Annotated in this window: 16 protein-coding genes, 1 tRNA gene and 1 pseudogene; 9 read left to right on the top strand and 9 right to left on the bottom strand. The window is 60.4% G+C overall.

The window, feature by feature from the left end; genetic code table 11:
- The first annotated feature begins 30 nt into the window (after positions 1-30).
- On the top strand, positions 31-1,020 hold the full coding sequence (locus ACZ5GQ_RS04300; RefSeq protein WP_498855955.1) for a ketol-acid reductoisomerase: 990 nt from the start codon (positions 31-33) through the stop codon (positions 1,018-1,020).
- Positions 1,021-1,035: 15 nt separating this feature from the next.
- Here ACZ5GQ_RS04300 and ACZ5GQ_RS04295 read toward each other — a convergent pair.
- Positions 1,036-1,113, bottom strand: a tRNA-Asp gene (locus tag ACZ5GQ_RS04295).
- Between the two features lie 41 nt (positions 1,114-1,154).
- Between ACZ5GQ_RS04295 and ACZ5GQ_RS04290 the strand changes: the two genes are divergently transcribed.
- Positions 1,155-2,186, top strand: a complete 1,032-nt coding sequence (locus tag ACZ5GQ_RS04290) for a Clp1/GlmU family protein (RefSeq protein WP_498855954.1) — start codon at positions 1,155-1,157, stop codon at positions 2,184-2,186.
- Here ACZ5GQ_RS04290 and ACZ5GQ_RS04285 read toward each other — a convergent pair.
- Positions 2,170-5,133 carry an alpha-mannosidase gene (locus ACZ5GQ_RS04285; protein WP_498855953.1) on the bottom strand — a complete coding sequence of 988 codons (2,964 nt, stop codon included), beginning with the start codon at positions 5,131-5,133 and terminating at the stop codon, positions 2,170-2,172. The two genes, ACZ5GQ_RS04290 and ACZ5GQ_RS04285, sit on opposite strands and share 17 nt — an antisense overlap.
- A gap of 224 nt (positions 5,134-5,357) precedes the next feature.
- Between ACZ5GQ_RS04285 and ACZ5GQ_RS04280 the strand changes: the two genes are divergently transcribed.
- The 3 genes and pseudogenes from ACZ5GQ_RS04280 (at position 5,358) to ACZ5GQ_RS04270 (ending at position 8,313) form a co-directional block, all read left to right on the top strand.
- Positions 5,358-5,882 (top strand): hypothetical protein, encoded by a 525-nt coding sequence (locus ACZ5GQ_RS04280; RefSeq protein WP_498855952.1) that lies wholly within the window; start codon positions 5,358-5,360, stop codon positions 5,880-5,882.
- A gap of 283 nt (positions 5,883-6,165) precedes the next feature.
- Positions 6,166-7,086, top strand: a pseudogene (locus tag ACZ5GQ_RS04275) (UbiD family decarboxylase); the annotation flags it as partial.
- 150 nt (positions 7,087-7,236) lie between these two features.
- Positions 7,237-8,313 carry a tyrosine--tRNA ligase gene (locus ACZ5GQ_RS04270; RefSeq protein ID WP_498857368.1) on the top strand — a complete coding sequence of 359 codons (1,077 nt, stop codon included), beginning with the start codon at positions 7,237-7,239 and terminating at the stop codon, positions 8,311-8,313.
- Here the strand turns inward: ACZ5GQ_RS04270 and ACZ5GQ_RS04265 are convergent, their stop codons facing one another.
- Complete coding sequence (locus ACZ5GQ_RS04265) at positions 8,314-9,693, bottom strand: dihydrolipoyl dehydrogenase family protein (protein WP_498855951.1); 1,380 nt, start codon at positions 9,691-9,693, stop codon at positions 8,314-8,316.
- On the opposite strand from ACZ5GQ_RS04265, the gene ACZ5GQ_RS04260 reads away from it, so the two are divergent.
- The 3 genes from ACZ5GQ_RS04260 to ACZ5GQ_RS04250 are packed head-to-tail and all read left to right on the top strand — an operon-like array spanning position 9,659 to position 12,233.
- Entirely contained in the window at positions 9,659-10,399 is a 741-nt protein-coding gene (locus tag ACZ5GQ_RS04260; RefSeq protein WP_498855950.1) for a recombinase RecB, read from the top strand. The genes ACZ5GQ_RS04265 and ACZ5GQ_RS04260 overlap by 35 nt on opposite strands.
- Positions 10,400-10,458: 59 nt before the next feature.
- Positions 10,459-11,400 carry an ABC transporter ATP-binding protein gene (locus ACZ5GQ_RS04255; protein ID WP_498855949.1) on the top strand — a complete coding sequence of 314 codons (942 nt, stop codon included), beginning with the start codon at positions 10,459-10,461 and terminating at the stop codon, positions 11,398-11,400.
- Positions 11,397-12,233: an ABC transporter permease gene (locus ACZ5GQ_RS04250; protein WP_498855948.1), complete on the top strand. Its 837-nt coding sequence runs from the start codon at positions 11,397-11,399 to the stop codon at positions 12,231-12,233. The genes ACZ5GQ_RS04255 and ACZ5GQ_RS04250 overlap by 4 nt, the downstream gene beginning before the upstream one ends.
- On the opposite strand, the gene ACZ5GQ_RS04245 is transcribed toward ACZ5GQ_RS04250, so the two are convergent.
- The 3 genes from ACZ5GQ_RS04245 to ACZ5GQ_RS04235 form a co-directional block, all read right to left on the bottom strand.
- Positions 12,220-12,924 (bottom strand): HAD family hydrolase, encoded by a 705-nt coding sequence (locus ACZ5GQ_RS04245; protein ID WP_498855947.1) that lies wholly within the window; start codon positions 12,922-12,924, stop codon positions 12,220-12,222. The two genes, ACZ5GQ_RS04250 and ACZ5GQ_RS04245, sit on opposite strands and share 14 nt — an antisense overlap.
- 277 nt (positions 12,925-13,201) lie before the next feature.
- Complete coding sequence (locus ACZ5GQ_RS04240) at positions 13,202-13,780, bottom strand: endonuclease V (RefSeq protein ID WP_498855946.1); 579 nt, start codon at positions 13,778-13,780, stop codon at positions 13,202-13,204.
- 12 nt (positions 13,781-13,792) lie between these two features.
- Positions 13,793-16,021, bottom strand: a complete 2,229-nt coding sequence (locus ACZ5GQ_RS04235) for a beta-glucosidase (RefSeq protein WP_498855945.1) — start codon at positions 16,019-16,021, stop codon at positions 13,793-13,795.
- Positions 16,022-16,196: 175 nt separating this feature from the next.
- Here ACZ5GQ_RS04235 and ACZ5GQ_RS04230 point away from each other — a divergent pair, with 175 nt between their 5' ends.
- On the top strand, positions 16,197-16,328 hold the full coding sequence (locus ACZ5GQ_RS04230; protein ID WP_498855944.1) for a hypothetical protein: 132 nt from the start codon (positions 16,197-16,199) through the stop codon (positions 16,326-16,328).
- Here the strand turns inward: ACZ5GQ_RS04230 and ACZ5GQ_RS04225 are convergent.
- Genes ACZ5GQ_RS04225 through ACZ5GQ_RS04215 form a run of 3 tightly spaced genes read right to left on the bottom strand, consistent with a single transcriptional unit; the run spans position 16,321 to position 19,496 of the window.
- A complete protein-coding gene (locus ACZ5GQ_RS04225; RefSeq protein WP_498855943.1) occupies positions 16,321-17,526 on the bottom strand; it encodes a hypothetical protein in 1,206 nt (401 codons plus the stop codon). The genes ACZ5GQ_RS04230 and ACZ5GQ_RS04225 overlap by 8 nt on opposite strands.
- Before the next feature lie 15 nt (positions 17,527-17,541).
- Positions 17,542-18,513 carry an ABC transporter ATP-binding protein gene (locus ACZ5GQ_RS04220; protein WP_498855942.1) on the bottom strand — a complete coding sequence of 324 codons (972 nt, stop codon included), beginning with the start codon at positions 18,511-18,513 and terminating at the stop codon, positions 17,542-17,544.
- Positions 18,510-19,496 carry an ABC transporter ATP-binding protein gene (locus ACZ5GQ_RS04215; protein ID WP_498855941.1) on the bottom strand — a complete coding sequence of 329 codons (987 nt, stop codon included), beginning with the start codon at positions 19,494-19,496 and terminating at the stop codon, positions 18,510-18,512. Before ACZ5GQ_RS04215 ends, ACZ5GQ_RS04220 begins: the two co-directional genes overlap by 4 nt.
- Positions 19,497-19,499 lie beyond the last annotated feature (3 nt).

The raw sequence follows: 19,499 nt of genomic DNA, 5'->3' as shown, positions 1-19,499 counted from the left end.
CGGCGTTTAAACCATTTACTGGGAAGGGGCTTGTCGTCTACGGTCCTCTCAGGTGACGTGTCGCTCCTAAAGGGTAAGGTCATAGCGGTCCTAGGCTACGGCAACCAGGGCGAGGCGCAGGCCAAGGTACTCAGGGACAGCGGACTTGATGTCATAGTTGGCAACGTTAATGATGAGTACAGGAGGAGGGCTGAGAGGGACGGCTTCAGGGTCTATGACATACCGGAGGCGGCCTCCAGGGCTGACGTGATAATGATGCTTCTTCCTGACGAGGTTCAGCCCCTGGTCTTCAATGACGTGGTTAGGGCCGTGGGGGACAGGGACGCCATAATAGACTTCGCCAGCGGTTACAACGTCGCCTTCGGCCTTATAAGGCCCCCAGACAGATATGACGTGGTTATGGTTGCCCCCAGGATGATAGGCGCTGGCATCCTGGAGCTCCACTCGAAGGGCATGGGCTATCCCGTGCTGATCGGAGTCGCAAATGACCACAGCGGCAGGGCGTGGGACTACGCGGCGGCTATAGCCGCCGGCATAGGGGCCATAGGGAGGCCAGGAGGCATTGGGGTTAAGGTCACGTTCAAGCAGGAGGCCTTCATAGACCTTCTTGACGAGCACACTAACTGGCCCCTGATACTGGCCAGCTTCATGGCATTCTTTGACGTGGCCACCGAGAAGTACGGGGTGCCCCCAGAAGCGGTCCTGCTGGAGATGTACGCCTCTGGGGAGATGGCTGAGGTGGCCTCGAGGATGGCCAGCATGGGAGCCTTTGAGCAGCTGAAGCTCCACTCCACCACGAGCCAGTATGGACAGCTGAGCAGGGCCTTCAAGTTCTATGACATGGTTAGGCGGGTAGTTGAGGACGAGGCGTCCCAGATATGGCTCGGCGACTTCGCCAGGGAGTGGACGCTTGAGCAGCTGGCCGGCAAGCCCAAGTTCAACGCCCTGTGGGACGCAGCCAGGGGCTCTGACCTGGCCAGGGAGGAGGACAGGCTGTTCAGGCTGTTGGGAAGGAGGTAAGCGGGCGGTGCGCCGTGGCGCCGCGGCCGGGATTTGAACCCGGGTCACGGGCTTGACAGGCCCGCATACTATGCCGGGCTGTACTACCGCGGCGTGCCATCGCATATAGCCCATGTTAGGGGCTATTAACCTTTTTGCGTGAGCTCTGCCTGGGCTTCGCCTTGAGGCTCGGCGGCTGCATAGCTGTCAGAGGGCCATCAGTAGTAACAGTCAATGAAGGGGACCTGAGGGTCCTTGGCGCCCAGGTGCCGCCAGGCTCCTCGCTCACCGTGCCTGTGGGCAGGACTGTAATAGTTGAGGGCGAAGGGGACCTGGCGGTCAGCGGCCAGGCGGAGCCCTGCGACAGCGAGGCCCTCAAGGCTATAGAGGGCGTCGTGGAGGAGGTCAGGGGCGCCAGGAGGATCCTGCTTGTAGGCCCCACAGACAGCGGCAAGAGCACGCTGGCAGCCTACCTCTATAACTCAGGCGTCGTGAACTCACTCATATCAACTGACGTGGGCCAGAACGAGGTCTACTGCCCCGGCTTTGAGGCCCTCTCGATGCCCAGGAGGCCCTTCCTGCCGGGCTCCCCCCAGGACCAGCCGCTCTCCGCCTGCCTCGTGGGGGACTTCACGCCTAGGGGGCTCGAGGGCAGGTACATATCATGTGCCATAAGGCTCTCAAGGCTGTCGGGCAGCTTCGTCATAGACACCGACGGGTGGGTGTCGCAGGAGGGAGTTGAGCTTAAGGCGGCGCTGTCCCTCGCGGTAAACGCCGACGCAGTGGTTGCCATAGGCCTTGACGACGAGGCCGTGGCTACCCTTAGGCACGAGAAGGCAGGCCCCCTAGTGGTCATACCCAGGCTTGCGCCTGCCTCTAAGAGCGCCCCTGAGAGGAGGACCAACAGGGACAGGCTGATAGCCTCGTGCATTATGAGGTCAAGGAGGAGAGCCCTGAGGCTCGAGGGCCTCGCCATAGAGGGCAGGAGGCCTGACGGTGACTGGCAGGGGCTCCTCGTCGGTCTTGAGGGGCCTGGAAGCGACTACTTTGGCGTGGTTGAGAGGGGGCCCTCCAGGTCTGGCGCTGTGTCCGTGATTTCAGAGTACTTAGGTGACGTGGCGGCGCTTAAGCTGGGCAGGGCAAGGCTCGACCTGGGCGCCTTCAGCGGCCTCATTGGGCAGGCCTGAGGAGCAGCGTTATGATCTCCCTGGGCCTGTAGGAGAACCTCACCGTGTCGCCATCCACGCTCAGCTCCCTTGGAACCTCGTCCTCCTCCAGTATGTTAACGCTCCTGGCCTCCCTGACCCTGAACGGGGCCCTGAGTACCCCTGTGCCAGACGAGTTGTTGGCCTCGAATATTCTAACAACTATGCCGTCGCCGTCCTCGGGGGCCTTAACGGCCTCAAGCACCAGGTTATCAGGGGAGAGCTCCATCAGTGACCTCTCGCCGCTCCCTGGGCCCACCGTGAGCTGGAAGGCGTACTCATAGGCAACCCTAGGCACGTTGGCCGACCTCCAGTCGCCCTGGTGGACGTATATGGCGTAGGTGAACTCCTGCCTCCCAAGGTCAGTGGCGGGGTCAGGGAACACTGGGGTCCTGAGCAGGGTCAGGCCAACGCTGTTGCCGCAGACGCTGGCGCCGTACTTCTTAGGCGACAGTATGGCTGCGCCCCTTGAGGAGTCGTAGACATCTATGAACTTCTGGAATGGCACCTCGAACATGGCCCTCTCCCAGCTGTTGTTCCTGCGGGCCGGCTCCTCGAGCACGCCCAGCGGGGCTCCGTAGGCGTAGTAGTCGTTGTTGACATTAAAGGAGTGCCACACCTTGAGCATCTGTTCCCTGTCTATGGCATCAATTGTTACCTTGAACTCAACCAGCGGGAGCCCGGCGTACACCCTGACCTCCTCGGTGACCCTGCTCCTGCCGAACGAGTACGTTATGGTTGCCGAGGCCCTGAGGGGGCCTGACTCCTTGACTGTGACGGAGTCGGCCTTGAGCTTGACCTCGCCGAGGCGGTAGCCGGGCTCTATGTCCCAGGCGTCCGCCCAGCCGGGCGAGTTCTGGTATAACGCAAGCTCGTTGGCCCTGCCCAGGACGAACTCGTGGTTGCCCTTCTTCAGCAGTATTGACGATATCGTGCCGTCGCGCTCTATGACAACCCTGAGCGTGGAGCTCTCGAGCACGACCTTATCGCCATCAACTTTAGCGGTAGCTGAGTCGCCTGGGTCCGCCGGCCTGAGGGAGGAGTAGCCCATGGGTGGGGCCCTGACAAAGGTAAGGTAGCCTTCGTCTACCCTCTGGGCCCCGTCAACCGGAGAGTTTACTACGACGTACCCTGACCTGGGCCACGGCAGCGAGTTGAACACGGCGACTCCCGAGTCGCCGGCTAGCATTGACATGGCCTTGGAGGCCCCGGCCCTGGCCCTGTCTATCACGTCCTGCAGCTCCCTGTAGACCTCGTCGTAGACCTCCCTTATGGCGGAGCCCGGTAGCACATCATGGAACTCGTCCTTCATTATGACCTTCCAGAGGGACTGCACCTCCGACCTGTCATAGGCGTTGGCAAGGGCTGACCAGACCTCGAGCTCCCTCACCCACCTCTCAGCGTCAAAGTGAAGGGCCTTCATGTTAGAGTGGCTGGTGTACGTGCCCCTGTGAGTCTCAACGTACAGCCTTCCCCTCCACCTGTCGAGTGACGAGATGTCAATGTAGCTGAAGTACTCCGACGGCCTTGAGTGAACAAGCCTTGGGAGCCCTGGCATCTCGTTTATTATATTGAACAGAAGTTCCATGTCCTCAGTTGGTCCCCCGCCGCCGTCGCCGTAGCCATAGGATATGAGCGTCGGGTACTCCTTACTAGGCCACCTGTCCCACTGCTCTAGCACTGAGGAGGCCGTCAGCGGGGAGTTGTAGCCCCTGTCCCCGAAGCCGAAGACAACCGAGGGTATAGGGTTCCCCTCTCCCCCGTCCCAGAGGAACGGGCCGTAGGGGAACTGGTTTGTGTCGTTCCAGGTGAGCTTGTGGGTAGCGAAGTACTTGATGCCCGAGAGCCTGGCTATCTGGGCCAGGGTCGCCTGGTAGCCGAAGCTGTCTGGCAGCCAGAGCACCTCTGCCCTCCTGCCAAACGTGCGCTCAAAGAACCTCTGGGAGTACAGCAGCTGCCTCGCCATGGACTCGCCCGAGGTCACGTTGGGGTCGAACTCGACGTAGCCCGCCCCCAGCTCCCACCTGCCCTCCCTGACAAGCTGGGCTATCCTGTCAACGAGCTCAGGGGCGTCCTGCTGGAGCCACTCATAGTAGAGTGAGGACGACTGAACGTACTTCATGTCCCTGAACTGATCCATGAGGGTGAGCACCGTGGCAGTTGTCCTGAGCACCTTCCTCCTGGTCTCGCTGAACGGCCACAGCCACGCGGCGTCTATGTGTGCATGACCAACGACGTGGGCGACCCCTGGCTTGCCGTGCCTTTCGACGAGTTCCTTCAGGCCCTCCCTCAGGGCCCTCAGCGCCTCCGAGAACTGGACGCCCTCAGGCTCCACGTAGACGGTGGACAGGCCCTCGTCAAGTGAGGTCAGCACCCTCCCCACGTCGTAACTGGTCCTGTAGATGGTAGAGGCCACCTCAAGCTGTGCCGGCGAGACCGAGGGAACCCTGACCAGGGACAGCGACCTTGAGAGCAGCGAGAGCAGGTCGTCCCTGAGCTGCTGGCTATGCGTTGACTGGGCCACCTCAAGGGCTGAGGAGGCGTAGAGGAACAGCGCGTAGCCATCAGGGTCCCTCAGCGCAGTGTAAGCCCTCGGGGGGTCCAGGGGCCTGCCCATCTTGAGGGCGGGCTCGCCAAAGTCGTCGTATATGGTGAGCTCAGCGGTCACAGTGTGCTGGCCCTGGGGCAGGGGAACCTGGTGGTGCTCCCTGTCAATTTCATAGTACGGCCTTCCGTCAAGCCTCACCAGGGCGGGCACGGGGTGCGCGGTGACGACCATGTAGAAGTCCTTGGGCGCGTCAGACGAGTACCTGTAGGAGTAGAGCAGGGACCCCTCCCGGAACCATGGGACTGGCCTCACATCCCTGAATGATGAGGCGAGGATCAGCAGGATCCTGTGGGCCAGCGCCTGGGGCGTGAGCTTCTCCAAGCCCAACACCAGGGCAGAATGGCTTAAAACTTACTCTTACGCGTTTTCTGCCCCTTTCTCTCTACCAAGCCTTGCCGCGCAGCGATCTCGCAGGTCAAGCCTTGTGAGGGTTTTTAAACCTTGGCGGGCTGAGCCGTCACGGTGAGGAGCGGGTCGCCAGGAGGATACTCTGGCTCAGGGCGGACCCGGAGGGCATAAGAGAGCTGAGGAGAAGGCTGTGGCTGTTGGTTCCTCAGGGCGTGGGAGTAACCTTTGACGTGACCTCGCTCTGGGAGGTAGCCGTTATGCCTATGCCCGGCTCCCCTGAGTACAGGCTGCTGGCAGACAAGGTGAACGGCAGGCCCAAGATCTTCGAGGAGAACCCGCTCAGGGCGCTGCTCCTGGCCATAGCTTATCCCCTACGCAGCTTCTCGAGCCTAAGGGTTGGAATAGACCCCGGCAGGAGGTCCTGCGGCGTCGCGGCGCTTGCAGACGGCCTGCTGTTCCACGCGTCCTCCATAGACTGCAGCGAGGTGGGCCGCGAGGCGTCGTCAATAATTAAGGCGGTCCCATCTGGAAGCTCCTCAGTGTTCCTGGGCTCTGGTACCGGCTGGGAGGAGGCCGCTGACGCGCTGCTGGAGGCGGGCGTTGAGTTTAAGGTAGTTGATGAGTATGGCACATCAAAGGGCGACCTGGGCCTCCCGCTCCCCCTTAAGGATAAGAACATGAGGGCGGCGGTCAGGCTGGCGCTCTCACCTCCTGGGGATTAGGATCTTTAACCTGAGCTCAGGTGCTTAGCGAGGGCTTAGCTTGAGGGCCTCGCTCAGCGAGTTCGTTGAGGAGGTAGGTTATGATAACGTGGGCCGCCTGCCCAGGGAGTTCGCCGTAGCCGCTGAGCTCAGGAGGAGGCAGGGCAGGGGCAGGGCAGTCAGGTTCCTGGTCGAGGGCTCAGAGCAGGAGGCCGTAGGTAACGTGGTTGACAGCAGGGACAAGGTGATCAGGGCCCTCTCTGCGAGCGACCTGAGGGATGCGTACCGCAGGGTCCTGAAGGCCATGAGCGAGCAGGGGGAGCTCAGGGAGGTCGGCATGCCAAGGCTTAAGGAGGCCTCCAGGGGGCTAATGTCGCTCCCCGCGGTCAAGTTCTATGAGAAGGACGGGGGCCTCTACCTCTCAAGCGCCATGTTCATAGCGTGCTACGACGGCATATGTAACGCGAGCATACACAGGGTCATGTTGTTGGGCGAGAGGAGGGCCGTAGTGAGGCTCGTGCCAAGGCACCTCTGGTACCTCTACAACAAGGCCATGTCAAGGGGCGAGCCCCTGCCAGTGACCGTGGTGGTGGGCGTCCATCCCGCAGTGCTCCTCGCGGCGGCCTCGTCGCCGCCCCTTGGGTTCTTTGAGCTCAGGGGGGCCTCAGCCATAGTTGGCGGGCTTGAGGTATTCAGGAGCCCCCTCCACGGCAACCCAGTGCCTGCCAGCGCCTCAGCTGTGGTGGAGGGCTACCTGACCCAGGAGCAGGCGGACGAGGGGCCCTTCGTTGAGGCCATGGGAGGCTATGACAGGGTCAGGAAGCAGCCCGTGCTCGAGGTGAGGTCCGTCCTGATAAACCCTGACGAGGTGTCCCACGTAATTCTCCCCGGCGGCCTGGAGCACGGCATGTTGATGGGCTTCCCCAGGGAGGCCGCTATATATGACGCCGTCTCCCGCGTGGTGCCCGAGGTGGTGGCGGTCAGGCTGACCCCGGCCAGCGGCACGTGGCTGCACGCGGTGATATCCATAAAGAAAAGCCACGACGGTGACGCAAAGAACGCAATAATGGCAGCCTTCGCCGCCCACCCCAGCCTCAAGCACGTGGTCGTAGTTGATGACGACATAAACGTTGACGACCCTTATGACGTCGAGTGGGCCATAGCTACGCGCTTCCAGGCCGACAGGGGGCTTGTCATAGTCACAGGGGCCAGGGGCTCGACGCTCGACCCCAGCAGCTCCCAGGACGGCCTCACTGCCAAGGTTGGGGTTGACGCCACGAAGCCCATGGGTCAGGGGAGTGCTTCGAGAGGGCCAGGATACCTGGGCTCTGATAACGTAAATTTACCCCTGCTCAGCTCACATCTTGGGGTCAGCTTGGACGCAGAGGAGAGGCTGTCGCTCATTACGAGGAACCTGGTCGAGGTAATAACTTATGACGAACTCAAGGAGAAGGTGAGTTCAGGGGTCCAGCTCAAGGGCTACATAGGCTACGAGCCAAGCGGCCTGGCCCACATAGGCCACCTCATATGGATGTTCAAGGTTAAGGACCTGGTGGAGGCAGGCGTGCAGTTTAACATCCTTGAGGCCACGTGGCACGCGATGATAAATGACAAGTTCGGGGGCAACATGGAGCTCATAAGGAAGGCCGCGGTCCTCTTCAGGGAGGTCATGAGGTCCCTGGACATACCGGTGGAGAGGATAAACTTCGTTGACGCTGAGACCATGGTTTCAGACAAGGACTACTGGGCCCTGGTGCTTAAGGTCATGAAGATGACAAGCCTTGCGAGGATGAAGAGGGCCCTCACAATAATGGGAAGGACCATGGATGAGGCGGAGCTCGACGCATCCAAGCTGGTCTACCCTGCCATGCAGGTCTCCGACATAATTTACATGGACCTTGACATAGCGCTTGGGGGCCTCGACCAGAGGAAGGCCCACGTGCTCCAGCGCGAGGTGGCCGAGAGGATGGGGAAGAAGAAGGTGATAGCGCTCCACACGCCGATACTCACGGGCCTCGAGGGCGGCAAGAGGATGGACAACGCTGAGAGCGACGAGCAGGCCGCAGCATTTAAGATGTCCAAGTCTAAGGCCTCGTCAGCCATATTCCTCAACGACAGCCCAGAGCAGGTCAGGGCCAAGATAAGGGCCGCCTACTGCCCTCCAAGGCAGGTTGAGCTCAACCCGGTAATTGAGATAGCCAGGTACATACTCTTCTCGAGGCCCGGCTTCACGCTTCACGTGGATAGGCCAGCCAAGTACGGCGGACCTGTTGACTTCACAAGCTACGAGGAGCTCGAGAGGGCCTACGTGGAGGGGAGGCTCCACCCCCTGGACCTAAAGGAGGCCGTGGCCGAGGCCCTCAACAGGATCCTCGAGGGCCCCAGGAAGCTGTTTGAGAGGCCTGACGTGGCCGAGCTCGTGGCCCAGCTGGAGTCTAAGGTGACTAGGTAGCTAGGCCTGCCTGAAGGCCTCCGCCAGGGCCTCCATGGGCGATGGGTGGGGCGGGGCCAGCCAGTAGAGCCTCTCGGCGTCAAGGCCGGAGCCCATGGCCATGGCGAAGGCCGTAAGTATGGCGTGGGCCTCAGGGGCGAACGCCTGCGCCCCGAGCACCCTCCCGGACTCGTCAACCAACACCTTGACCCAGGAGTCCTGGTGGCCCAGCATCAGGGTGTAAGAGTTAGCCTTCATGCTGTACCTTACGACGTCGAACCTTATTCCCATGGACCTGAGCTCCTCCTCCGTGTAGCCCACGTAGCCCATCTCAGGCACCGTGTAGACCACGGACGGAACGTCAAGGTAGCTCATCCTGTAGACCTCCCTGCCCATTATAATGTTCCTGGCCGCCACCAGGCTGCCCCTTACTGCCGCGTGGTAAAGCATTGCCTTGCCGGTGACGTCGCCCGCGGCGAACACGTTGTCCCTGCTTGTCCTCATGCCTGGGGACACCCTTATGCCAGGGCCCACCTCAAGGCCGAGTACCTCAAGGCCGTACCCCTCGAGCCTGGGCCTCCTGCCCACGGCCATTAGGACCTCGTCAGCCTGCACCTCTATGGAGCTCCCGTCCTTTGAGACCGCCCTGAGGACCTTGGCCTGGCCTCTCCTCTCCACTGAGGAGGCAGCGTAGCCGAGCCTCACCTCAACGCCTCTCCTCTGCAGGGTCCTGAGGGCCGCCCTTGAGAGGTCAATTGGCATGTTGGGCAGGAGCCTGTCCATCATCTCAACAAGCGTTACCTTGACCCCAAACCTTGAGAGGGTCTCGGCTGCCTCGACGCCTATATAGCCACCCCCAACGATTGCTATGGAGTCTGGCAGCTCCCTGGGGGTCCTCATGTAGGTATAGAGGTCGTCGCTCGTGATGCACATCTCAGCCCCTGGGATCCTGGGCACAACGTTGACAGAGCCGGCCCCTATGTGAAGGTACCTGAAGGACACGCTGAGCTCGCCCTCCTGAGTCCTAACCCTGAGCTCCCTGTCGCTCACTATGGTCGCCCAGCCCCTGATCACCGTGAGCCTCTCGGACAGCTGCTCTGCCATCCACTTCAGCTGCGAGAAGACCTGGGACTGGACCCTGTCCTTGGCCTCAACCGCCCTCCTCCAGACCTCGTCAGGGTCAACCTTGGCGCCCGTTGAGGAGGCCTCGTCAACCCTCAGGGCCCACTCCCTGAGCGCCTTGGAGGGCACGCAGCCGCTGTGAAGGCACTCGCCTCCGAGGAACTCCCTGTCATCAACGAGCACCGCCCTAAGCCCTGCCCTCGCCAGCTCAAAGGCGCCTGGGTAGGAGGCGCCGCCCCCTCCTATGAGGGCCACGTCTGCGGTTAGGGCGCCGGACAAAAGCTTCACCGCTGGGCCTGGGGAGCCAAGGTATTTCAGTCTTGTCCTTGAGCATTACAATATTTACCTTGGCCTCCACAGGGCGCCCGGTGGGCGGGTGCTCAGGGCCAGCGAGTCCATAGCGGCCTCTCGCCTGGAGTCCATGGGCTTCAGGGTGCTCGAGTTTCACAGGAAGGTAGTGGTTGACGGCGTCGAGGTCTCAGACATAGACATAGTTGCAGAGAAGGACGGAGTTACCTATGCCGTTGAGGTGAAGGCAGGCCTGGTGGACGTCTCATCAGTGAGGCAGGCCTACGTGAACTCAGTGCTGACCGGCATGAAGCCGGCCATAGTGGCCAGGGGCTACTCCGACGAGGCCGCCAGGGCTGTGGCCTCAAGGCTTGGAGTTGAGGTTATAATACTGGATGACCAGCTCTTCGTTCAGCCTGACGAGCTGAGGGAGCTCATAGTTGACGCGGTTGAGGAGGCCCTGGAGAGGGTCACGCTGCCGCTCTCGTTCTGCGGCAGCCTGAGCGAGGAGGAGCTGAGGGCCATAAGGGCCATGGCGTCTGCCGAGGACTTCAGCTCCGCGGCTAAGGCGCTCGGGGTCACGGCGGAGCAGCTTGGAAGGCTCGTGGAGTCCATGAGGAGGAGAGGAGTCATGCCGAGGGGGGACTTCAGGGCCATGAGGGTTGCCTCAAGGCTTCTACTGCTCTGCAGCAGGTGAGCTTATATCTAACTTATGTTACCGATATATCAATGAGAGAGTGAAGCAGCACGGAGGCCGTGGAGACCCAGAACCTCACAAGGATCTTCAGGGTTAAGTCTGTTGAGGTCAGGGCGCTGGACGGAGTCAGCCTAAGGGTTCCAAGGAACTCAGTGGTGGCCCTGGTGGGGCCAAACGGATCAGGCAAGACTACCCTGATAAAGATACTCTCGACCCTACTGCTGCCAACCTCGGGAAAGGCCTACGTCATGGGTCATGACGTCACCAAGGACATAAAGGAGGTCAGGGGCAGCATAGGGCTCGTGCTGACGGGCGAGAGGCTCTTCTACTACAGGCTGACCGGCTACGAAAACCTGCTCTTCTTTGCAGGCCTCTACAACATGAGCCTCAGCGAGGCGAAGAGGAGGGCGAGGGAGATGCTGGAGCTCGTTGGCCTGAGCAGGTGGGCCGACGTCCATTACATGAAGTACAGCCTCGGGATGCAGAGGAGGCTGGCCCTGGCCAGGGCGCTGATTCACGACCCTCCCGTGCTCCTGCTTGACGAGCCCACCCTGGGCCTTGACCCAGTCTCCGCCAGGGAGCTGAGGGGCCTCGTGAGGTCGCTCTCCAGGGACAAGGCAGTGCTCATGACTAGCCACTACATGGGCGAGGTGGAGGGCCTGGCGGACTATATCTACGTGATAAAGTACGGCAGGATAATAGCTGAGGGCACGCCGGCGGGGCTCAAGGCAGCGGTGGGCAAGGTAGTGGAGGTGTCGCTCCCCTATGAGGCTGTCTCCCAGGACCTTAGGAGGTTCATGGTCCTCGTCAGGGGGAACAGGGCGGTGCTCAGGGTGCCCAAGAACATGGCGGACAGGTTAGATGGCAGCGCGGAGTACTACAGGGAGGACGAGCCAACGCTGGAGGACGTGTACGCAGTCCTGGTGGGCGAGGAGGCCATGGAAATAGACCACAGGGTCAGGGCCAGGGGGGCCTGGGCCTGGAGGGGTGGGATGGCTTGAGCCTCGCCAGGAGGCTGAGCATACTTGCCACGAGGCTCTACGTCTACGTTTACCTCAGGGGCTTCAGGGTGTGGAGCACTTACAGGACGCAGATAGCGCTGAACTTAATCAGCTGGGTTCTCCCGGTGTTCACCTATTACTTCACTGGAACCGCGCTGGGAGCAAGGATAGTCAGCGGGGCCTTCAGGATGAAGCCTCAGGACTACACACCATTTGTTGTCATAGGCCTGGCGTTCCAGGGCTACGTCTCATCAGTAATAACTACAATAAGCGGGAGGATGAGGAACGAGCAGCTGATGGGCACCATAGAGTACTACCTGATGACGCAGAGCGGGGTCCTTGGCATGCTGATATACTCTGCCCTGTGGGGCTTCATAATGAACTCAATAAGCATGGCCGTGACCCTGGCCATAGGCTACGGCCTCGGGGTCAGGTACATGGCCTCGGGCCTGCCAGCCGCAGTAATCATAGTGGCTGAGCTGCTCACGGCAACTGTCGGGCTCTCTATGATGGCCGGCGGCATAGTGATGATAACAAAGCAGGGGAACCCGGTGGCGTTCTTCTTCTCTACAGTGACCACCCTGATAGCCGGCACCGTGTTCCCAGTCTCGGTGCTCCCATCGTGGCTGAGGTACGTAAGCTACGCGGTGCCGCTAACGCCGGCCCTGCAGGGCCTCAGGCTCGCCCTCCTTGAGGGCGCCAGCCCAGGGGGCGTCCTCTGGTACATCCTGGTGCTCCTGGCCTACGATGTAGTTCTGCTGCCCCTGGGAGTCGCTGTTTACACCTACGGCTTCAACAGGGCCAGGAGGGACGGCACGCTCAGCGAGTACTGAGCCTCAAAATTACCTGCGGGAGCCCCCTGAGGTCGGGCAGAACCGCAAAGCCCAGGGAGTCAAACACTGAGGCCTCGCTTACCTTGCCCCTGGCCACGAGCACCGCCCTGAGTCCCGCGGCGAGGGCGCCGCCAAGGTCCTCGGAGGCCCTGTCGCCCACGTGCACCACCTCGCTGACGTCAACTCCTAGTCCCCTCGCCGCCGCCAGGAAGGCCTCAGGGCTCGGCTTCGAGTGGCCTATCTCATCTGCAAATCCCATGAAGTCAAAGGCGTTGCCAAAGGCCCTGCTCAGCAGGGTCTTAGTAGCGGAGCTCGACCAGAACAGCGTGTTGCCGAGGACTCCAACCCTCAGGCCGAGCCCCCTGACCTCCCTCACAGCCTCAAGGGCGTCCTGGAAGGCGACGCTGCTCACGTCAAGGGATGCCACCGCGTCGTTTATAACCTGCAGCAGGTCGCCCTCGTAGCCGAGGTAGGAGGCCAGGTAGCTGACCGAGGCCTTGACGCTCTCCGCGCCCCCAAGGCCCCTGAGCTGCCTAAGCCTCCTGACCTGCCTGTCAGCCTCGCCCACGGCCCTCCTAACGTCGTCCAGGGGCCTCCCTGTGACCCTTGACACGGCCCCTACCATCGCCTCCCTGGCCACCTTAAGGTTGAGTAGCGTGTCCCAGACGTCAAAGGTGACGGCCCTTATCAAGCCCCTTCCCCTGGAAGGCTGTCGGCCGCTTGTCCCTGCGACTTCACCTTAATCACTTTATGTTCGCTCATGGTCGAGCGCAGGGACCTGGCCCTCAGCCGCTGGCCAACGCCGGGCCAGCGGGTCATGGGTCCCCGTCGAGGCTAAGGGCACGGGTCTCCCATCGCCTCAGTCCTCCTCGGCCTTTTGGGCGGCGCCCACATCGGCCTGAGGGTCACCCTTATCAATTGTTGCCATAGATCAATATAAAAGGGTTTCTAGTGATGTGAGGAAGGACTTAGTCCTCCGCCTCTTCTCCCTTCTGCAGGCCCAGGACCTCTGAGGCCTCTGAGGCTAGCCTGTGGGCGACCCTTATGGGCTCCGGGACCCTTGTGAACACCTGGTAGAGTTCCACAAGCTTAGCTGCCTCCTCGACGTCTATGCCCCAGGTCACGAGGTAGAGCCTGCCCCTCCTAGTGTTGACCTCCCTCGCCCTCGAGACCAGCGATAGGGCCTTAAGTCTCAGCTCCGCGTCCCTGAAGTGCTGCCTCAGGGGCTTCGAGAGCCTCTCAAGGCTTGGCATGTAGGAGTAGGCTACGACCACGGGCATGCCCGTCAACCTGCTGAGGCCCGGCAGTGAGACGAAGTTGAAGCCCCCTATGGTTATTGAGTCCAGCATTATGACGCCGGGAGGCCTTGCCATGAGCGACACCACGCCTGAGATCACTGAGGTGGCGTCAAGCCCATCGACGTGTATAAGGCCTATTGAGGCGCCCTCGGGCCACAGCTCCCTGTAGGAGACGCAAGCCACTGCAGTGAGGCCGCCCCCCAGCTTCCTGACGACGCCGTCGTCGCACGCCACAGCAGTGAACTCCAAAGCGATGGCCCCTCAGTAGCTGGCAGTGGCCCACAGGTAGCCGCTGCGGCCCCTGAGGATGACCTCCTCAAGTCTCACCGAGCCGCTCAGCCTTATGTCGGCTGAGGAGGGGCCTACGTAGAAGCTGTAGGTGCCCCCAGGCACGACAAGCCTGTCCCCTGGCAGGTAGACAGAGAGCGCATCATAACTGACCCTGAAAGTAACCCGCCTGGCCTCGTTGACCTTTAGGGGCACCCTGGCGAAGCCCACCAGCTCCATCTTTGGCCTCTCGTAGACCTGGGAGGGAGCGCTCATGTAGAGCTGTGACACCTCCTCAACATCAAGGGGGCCCAGGTTCCTCACGACAAAGGAGGCCTCAACGCCTTCATCATAGGTCCTCAGCTCGAGATCAGAGTACTCGACCCTGGAGTAGCTCAGTCCATGGCCAAACGGGAAGAGCGCTGAGGGCCTCCTCCTGGTGATCCTGGAGTATGAGGACCTGCGAAGGTTGTATCTGACAGGTATGTCGCCAACAGACGCGGGTATCGTCACGGGAAGCCTGCCGGAGGGGTTGACGAGGCCTGCCAGAGCCCTTGCTATCGCGCTGCCCCCCTCCTCGCCAGGGTAAAAGGAGTACAGGATCGCTGAGGACGAATTAACCACGTCCTGAGGTATAACCAGGGGCCTGCCGGAGACTATCACTGTTACCAGCTTAACTCCAGCGCCCGCCAGCTCCCTGAGGAGCTTCACCTGGCACTCAGGCAGCGTCGGATCCCTGTCCACACCCTCGCCGGAGGTAATCTCGGGGTTCGCCAGCCAGAAGCCCCCAGCAAGCTCGCCGACCACGGCCACTACTACGTCGTGCCCTGGGGCCGCCTCAGCCGCAGCCCTGACCTCCTCGTCGCTGCAGCTGGTCCAGCTGCTCACCCTGACAAAGTCTACGCCGAGACCCAGGTCCCTAAGGCCTTCAAGGACGCTTATAACCTTGGTGACCTCTTCCCTGAGGCCCCTGTGAGCCTGAAGGTGATAGTCAAAGAGCAGGGCCTTGCCTTCCGCCGCGCTGGGGCCCGTGAGGAGAACCCTTGCACCCTGCTTCAGCGGCAGGACTCCGTCGTTCTTAAGAAGCACCAGGGACCTCTCGGCAGCCTCCCTGGCCAGCTCCCTGTCGCCTGGCTCCTCCAGGGGCTCACCTGAGTAGCTCACGTAGGGGCTCTCAAAGAGGCCCAGGGCCACCTTGACTGCCACCACCCTCTCCGCCGCCCTCCTTATCACGGACTCCGGCACTCTGCCTGACCTGGCCATGTCCACCAGGGCCCAGTACAGCCTCTCCTTCATGGGCGCGTAGCCGTTCTCCATGTCAACGCCTGAGGTTATCGCAAGAAGCGAGGCCTCCTCCTTTCCCTGGGCGACGCCCTGGACGTCAAGGAGCATTCCTAGCGCCTCGGCGTCTGACACTGTGAAGCCGCTGAAGCCCCACTCGCCCCTGAGGACGCCGTCTATGAGGAACCCGTTGGCGTGGCTCGGAACCCCGTCGACGTCGTTATATGAAGGCATAACTGAAAGGGGTGAGGCGGCCTTGACGGCGGCCTCAAAGGGAACCATCACGAGGTTCCTGAGGTCCAGGTAGCCCATGGCTGCATTGGCCCCGTTCCTGCCGCCCTCGGAGGCGCTGTAGGCTACGAAGTGCTTCAGAGTCGCGGCAACTCCCTGGGACTGAACGCCCCTGACGTAGCTGACCCCCATGGCTGCCGCCAGCCTGGGGTCCTCACCATAAGTCTCCTCGCACCTGCCCCACCTCGGGTCAAGGCAGAGGTCAAGGACCGGGGAGAAGAGCTGCCTGACGCCAAGCCTTGATGCCTGCCTTCCAATGGCCTGGGCTACCTTCAACATCAGGCCTGGGTCAAAGGTGCTGGCCATGGCCAAGGGGGAGGGGAAGGCTGTGGCCCAGGGCACCATTAGCCCTCCGGCCCCCTCCTCCTCAGGTATGGCAGGTATGCCTACCCTCTCCATCAGGAACCGCTGCAGCCTGTTGAACTCCCTGGTGGCAGCGGCCAGGTCCATCACTACTCCATTGCCATAGACTCTCTTGACTATGCCAACCCCGCTGCCGACTAGCTCTCTCGCCTTCTCTTCAGAGAACTTCCCATCATCAAGGAGGTCCGTGAACGGTATGGCCTCCAGCTGGGCCACGGCCTCCTCTAGGGAGAGCTTTGAGACCATCTCCCTTGCCCTAAGGAAGTGCTCAGGCCTAAGCTCCAGCAACTCAGCCCTGCGGCGTCGCTGGCCAGGCGGAATAAAAGCTCGCAAGCGGCCGTTTTGAACGGACGTCAGATGCAGCATTAGGCGCTGTATACTTTTTTCTACTCATTCATGTCTATTTTAATAGATTCTTCAGTATTAAGAAAGATTTTTAAAGGTCAGAATGTATTTGCAAAGTATGGTGATGAAGGTGGCCTACCAGAGGAAGGACATTAGGGAGAGCGAGATCAGGTACTCTACGGACGCTAGGTATGTGATATGTGAGAAGCTAGGTTACACCACCTGCCTCAGCCTCTACGGGTTCAAGTGAAGCTGCCTTTTCTCCTAGCTAACAGTGCTACAGCCGCTATTAGGACAACTATTATAATGATAACTGCGGCAGAAATAAGCAAGCGTCCGCCCTCGTGGGCCTTGCTTGGGGTGGCAGTCAACGAGGGGGCAGCGCTGGGGGTCTCCGTGGCTACTGAAGCGTTGGCAGTAGTGCTTAGCGTCGCAGTAGCCGAGGTTGTTGTAGTGGCAGTCGCGGCTGTCTCGCTGCAGACGTTTGTAGGGGAGCCATTGACCAGGTACCAGGAGCTGATGTTGAAGTTCATGATCATGTCGCCGCCCGGGGCGTCAACCTCGGCTCCAAGCTGTATAACGCTCAGGTAAAGCCCTTGCTCCCACTGGGTGCCGTTGAACTCCCCAATTATGTTGAGGGTCTTGTTCATCAGTTCGCCTAGGTCGACGCCGTACTCGCCCCTGAGGAGCCCGTGGTACTGGCCCCCGCTTAAGTTGATCTCAGGTATCAGTATTATGAGCATCCAGCCCGAGGGACCTCCGTTGCGTGGAAGTATGAAGACCTGATATGTTACGTTTTCAATAGAGCCGTTAATGAGAGTTGGCATTGTTATAGGCTTCCACGTGACCCAGTACGGCAGCCCAGCGAGGCTCTGGTTGGCAAACATCCAGAGCATTAGTTCAACGTCGCTTGGCCCAAGCGATGTGGCTCCCGGGCTCCTGACCAGCCAGATGTCGTATGAGAAGTCGTTGTAGGCCCCCCTGATGAGCGAGAGGGAGTAGTTCACCACGGACCAGACGTTAGACACCTTTGAGGCAGGCATGGGGAGGCTCAGGAAGCTATAGCTTGAGGTCCTCGTGTAGAAGGGCCCCCAGGAGTACCAGCCGTACATTATGTCAGGGAAGCCCACCACCGGCGTGAACTTGACGGCCCTCGAGACGCCCATGACGTTAATGTAAACGTAGAGGTGTCCTCCCAGCAGCACCATGGTGACGTTCCCAGAGCCCCCAACAAGGTTCCAGAGCATGGTTGATATCATAGCAGTTGCCCCATCCTGGAGGTTACCTATGTAGGCGTTGTAGTTGTTAACGCCGGCCAGCGTGAGGAGCGTGTAGTTCTCCCTTGGTATCATAGTGTAGTACTGACTGCACGCCGCTGCCCAGGGGCTGGCCGTTGCAAAAATCGCTAAGCCTACAGCCAGGGCCAGGTAAAGAAGCCTTATATGCATAGCGTTAGTCACCCATCAGGAGGTAATCTTCAGGGCCTCTGCTGCATAATGGCAGGAGGTCCAGTGGCCTGGCTCAATCTCCCTCAGCGTGGGCTTATTAGACCTGCAGTAATCCCTCGCCATTGGGCACCTGTCGGCGAACACGCAGCCCTTTATGTAGCCGGTCTTGAACTCTATGGTTGTAGTGGTTATGCGATCCTTCCACTTGGAGGTGACGCGGGGTATGGACTTCATCAGCAGCTGTGTGTAGGGGTGGGCGGGCCTGCTGTAGACGCTGTCAACGTCGCCATACTCCATAATCTCACCCTTATAAAGCACTAGTATCCTGTCCGCTATGTAGGACGCCAAGCTAAGGTCATGGGTTACGAAGAGCACCGAGATGCCCTCCTCAGTCTTGAGCTTATAGAGCAAGTTAAGCACGTTGGCTCTTAGCGAGGCGTCTATCATCGAGACTATCTCGTCCGCCAGGAGCACCTTTGGCCTTATTAGGAGGGCCCTGGCTATCATTATCCTCTGCAGCTGTCCGCCGCTCATCTGATGCGGGTACTTGCCCAGGGTCTCGTCAGGGTCCAGCCCCACGAACTCCAGGGACTCCCTTATGGCCTTCATCCTCTCAGCCTCGGACGCGGAGGGCATGTAGGTCTTTGCAGCCATGTATAGGGGCCTCTCAACCCTGTAGAATGGGTTGAAGGAGGAGTAGGGATCCTGGAGCACGGCCTGAACCTCCTTCCAGTACTCCTTGTTACTCCACTTCTCGAGCGGCCTGCCCCTGTAGAGCACGGTGCCCGAGGTGGGCTTCTCTACCTTCAACAGTATCTTGAGCAGCGTGCTCTTCCCGCTGCCGCTCTCCCCTACGATTGAAAGCACTTCGCCCTCCTTTACGTTGAATGACACGTTGTTAAGCGCGTAAATCCTCGTTGTCCTGAAGAAGCCGGTGCTGAAGACCTTAGTGAGGCCTTTAACCTCATAAAGGTCCTCGCCGCTCACTGGGCCTCACCTCCGGCGTATAGCCAGCAGGTAACCGTTCTCCTCCCGCCGTCTAGGTGAACGTCTGGCGGGGGCTGGCGAGAGCATATGTCCTTTGCCACTGGGCACCTGGGGTGGAACCTGCAGCCGCTGGGAGGCGATATCAGGGATGGAGGCTCTCCTTTGAGCCCCTCGACGCGCCTCTTAGTTATCCTGACCCCTGGCTCGGGGATGTTTGATATGAGGACCTTAGTGTACGGATGCTTAGGGTTAGTCATTACGTCCTCTGCAGGGCCTGTCTCAACTATCTGGCCAGCGTACATGACTGCTATGTCTGTTGATATCTCGTTTACCAGGGCTATGTCATGAGTTATAAACACCATGGACTTTATGGAGCCCTCGCTAACCAAGTCCTGCAGGTACTGTATTACCAGCCTCTGCACGACTACGTCTAAGGCGCTGGTGGGCTCGTCAGCTATAAGAACCTCGGGGTCCAGGAGGGTGCTTATCAGGATGGTCACCCTCTGCCTCATGCCACCGCTGAGCTCTATGGCGTACCTGTCAAAGACCCAGGGAGGAAGGCCAAGCTTCAGGGCCCTCTCCCTTGCCAGCTTAATCCTGTACGCGAACTCGTCAGACTGGACATCATGGGATATCAACAGGTCCCTCACTATGTCCTTTATTTTGCTGGTGGGGTTCAGGGCATTCATGGCGTACTGTGGTATTATCGAGATGCCCGTAGCCCTCAGCTTCCTGAGCTCCTCAGGGTGCATGGTAAATATGTTTACGCCCTTGAACAGGACCTCGCCAGAGACAACCTTGAGCGGAGGCCTCATAGTATTTGATAGGACGCTGCCAAGCGTGCTCTTCCCGCTGCCGCTCTCCCCTACGATTCCCAGGACCTGCCCCTGCTCTAGGTCGAAGGAGACGCCGTCCACAGCCTTAACCTCGCCGGCAGGCGTGAAGTAATAAGCCTTAAGGTTCCTTACTTCAAGCAGCTTCAACCC

This window comes from Caldococcus noboribetus (assembly GCF_055389385.1).
Note: the sequence above shows the minus strand (reverse complement) of the source record. Positions and strands in the feature narration are given on the sequence as shown.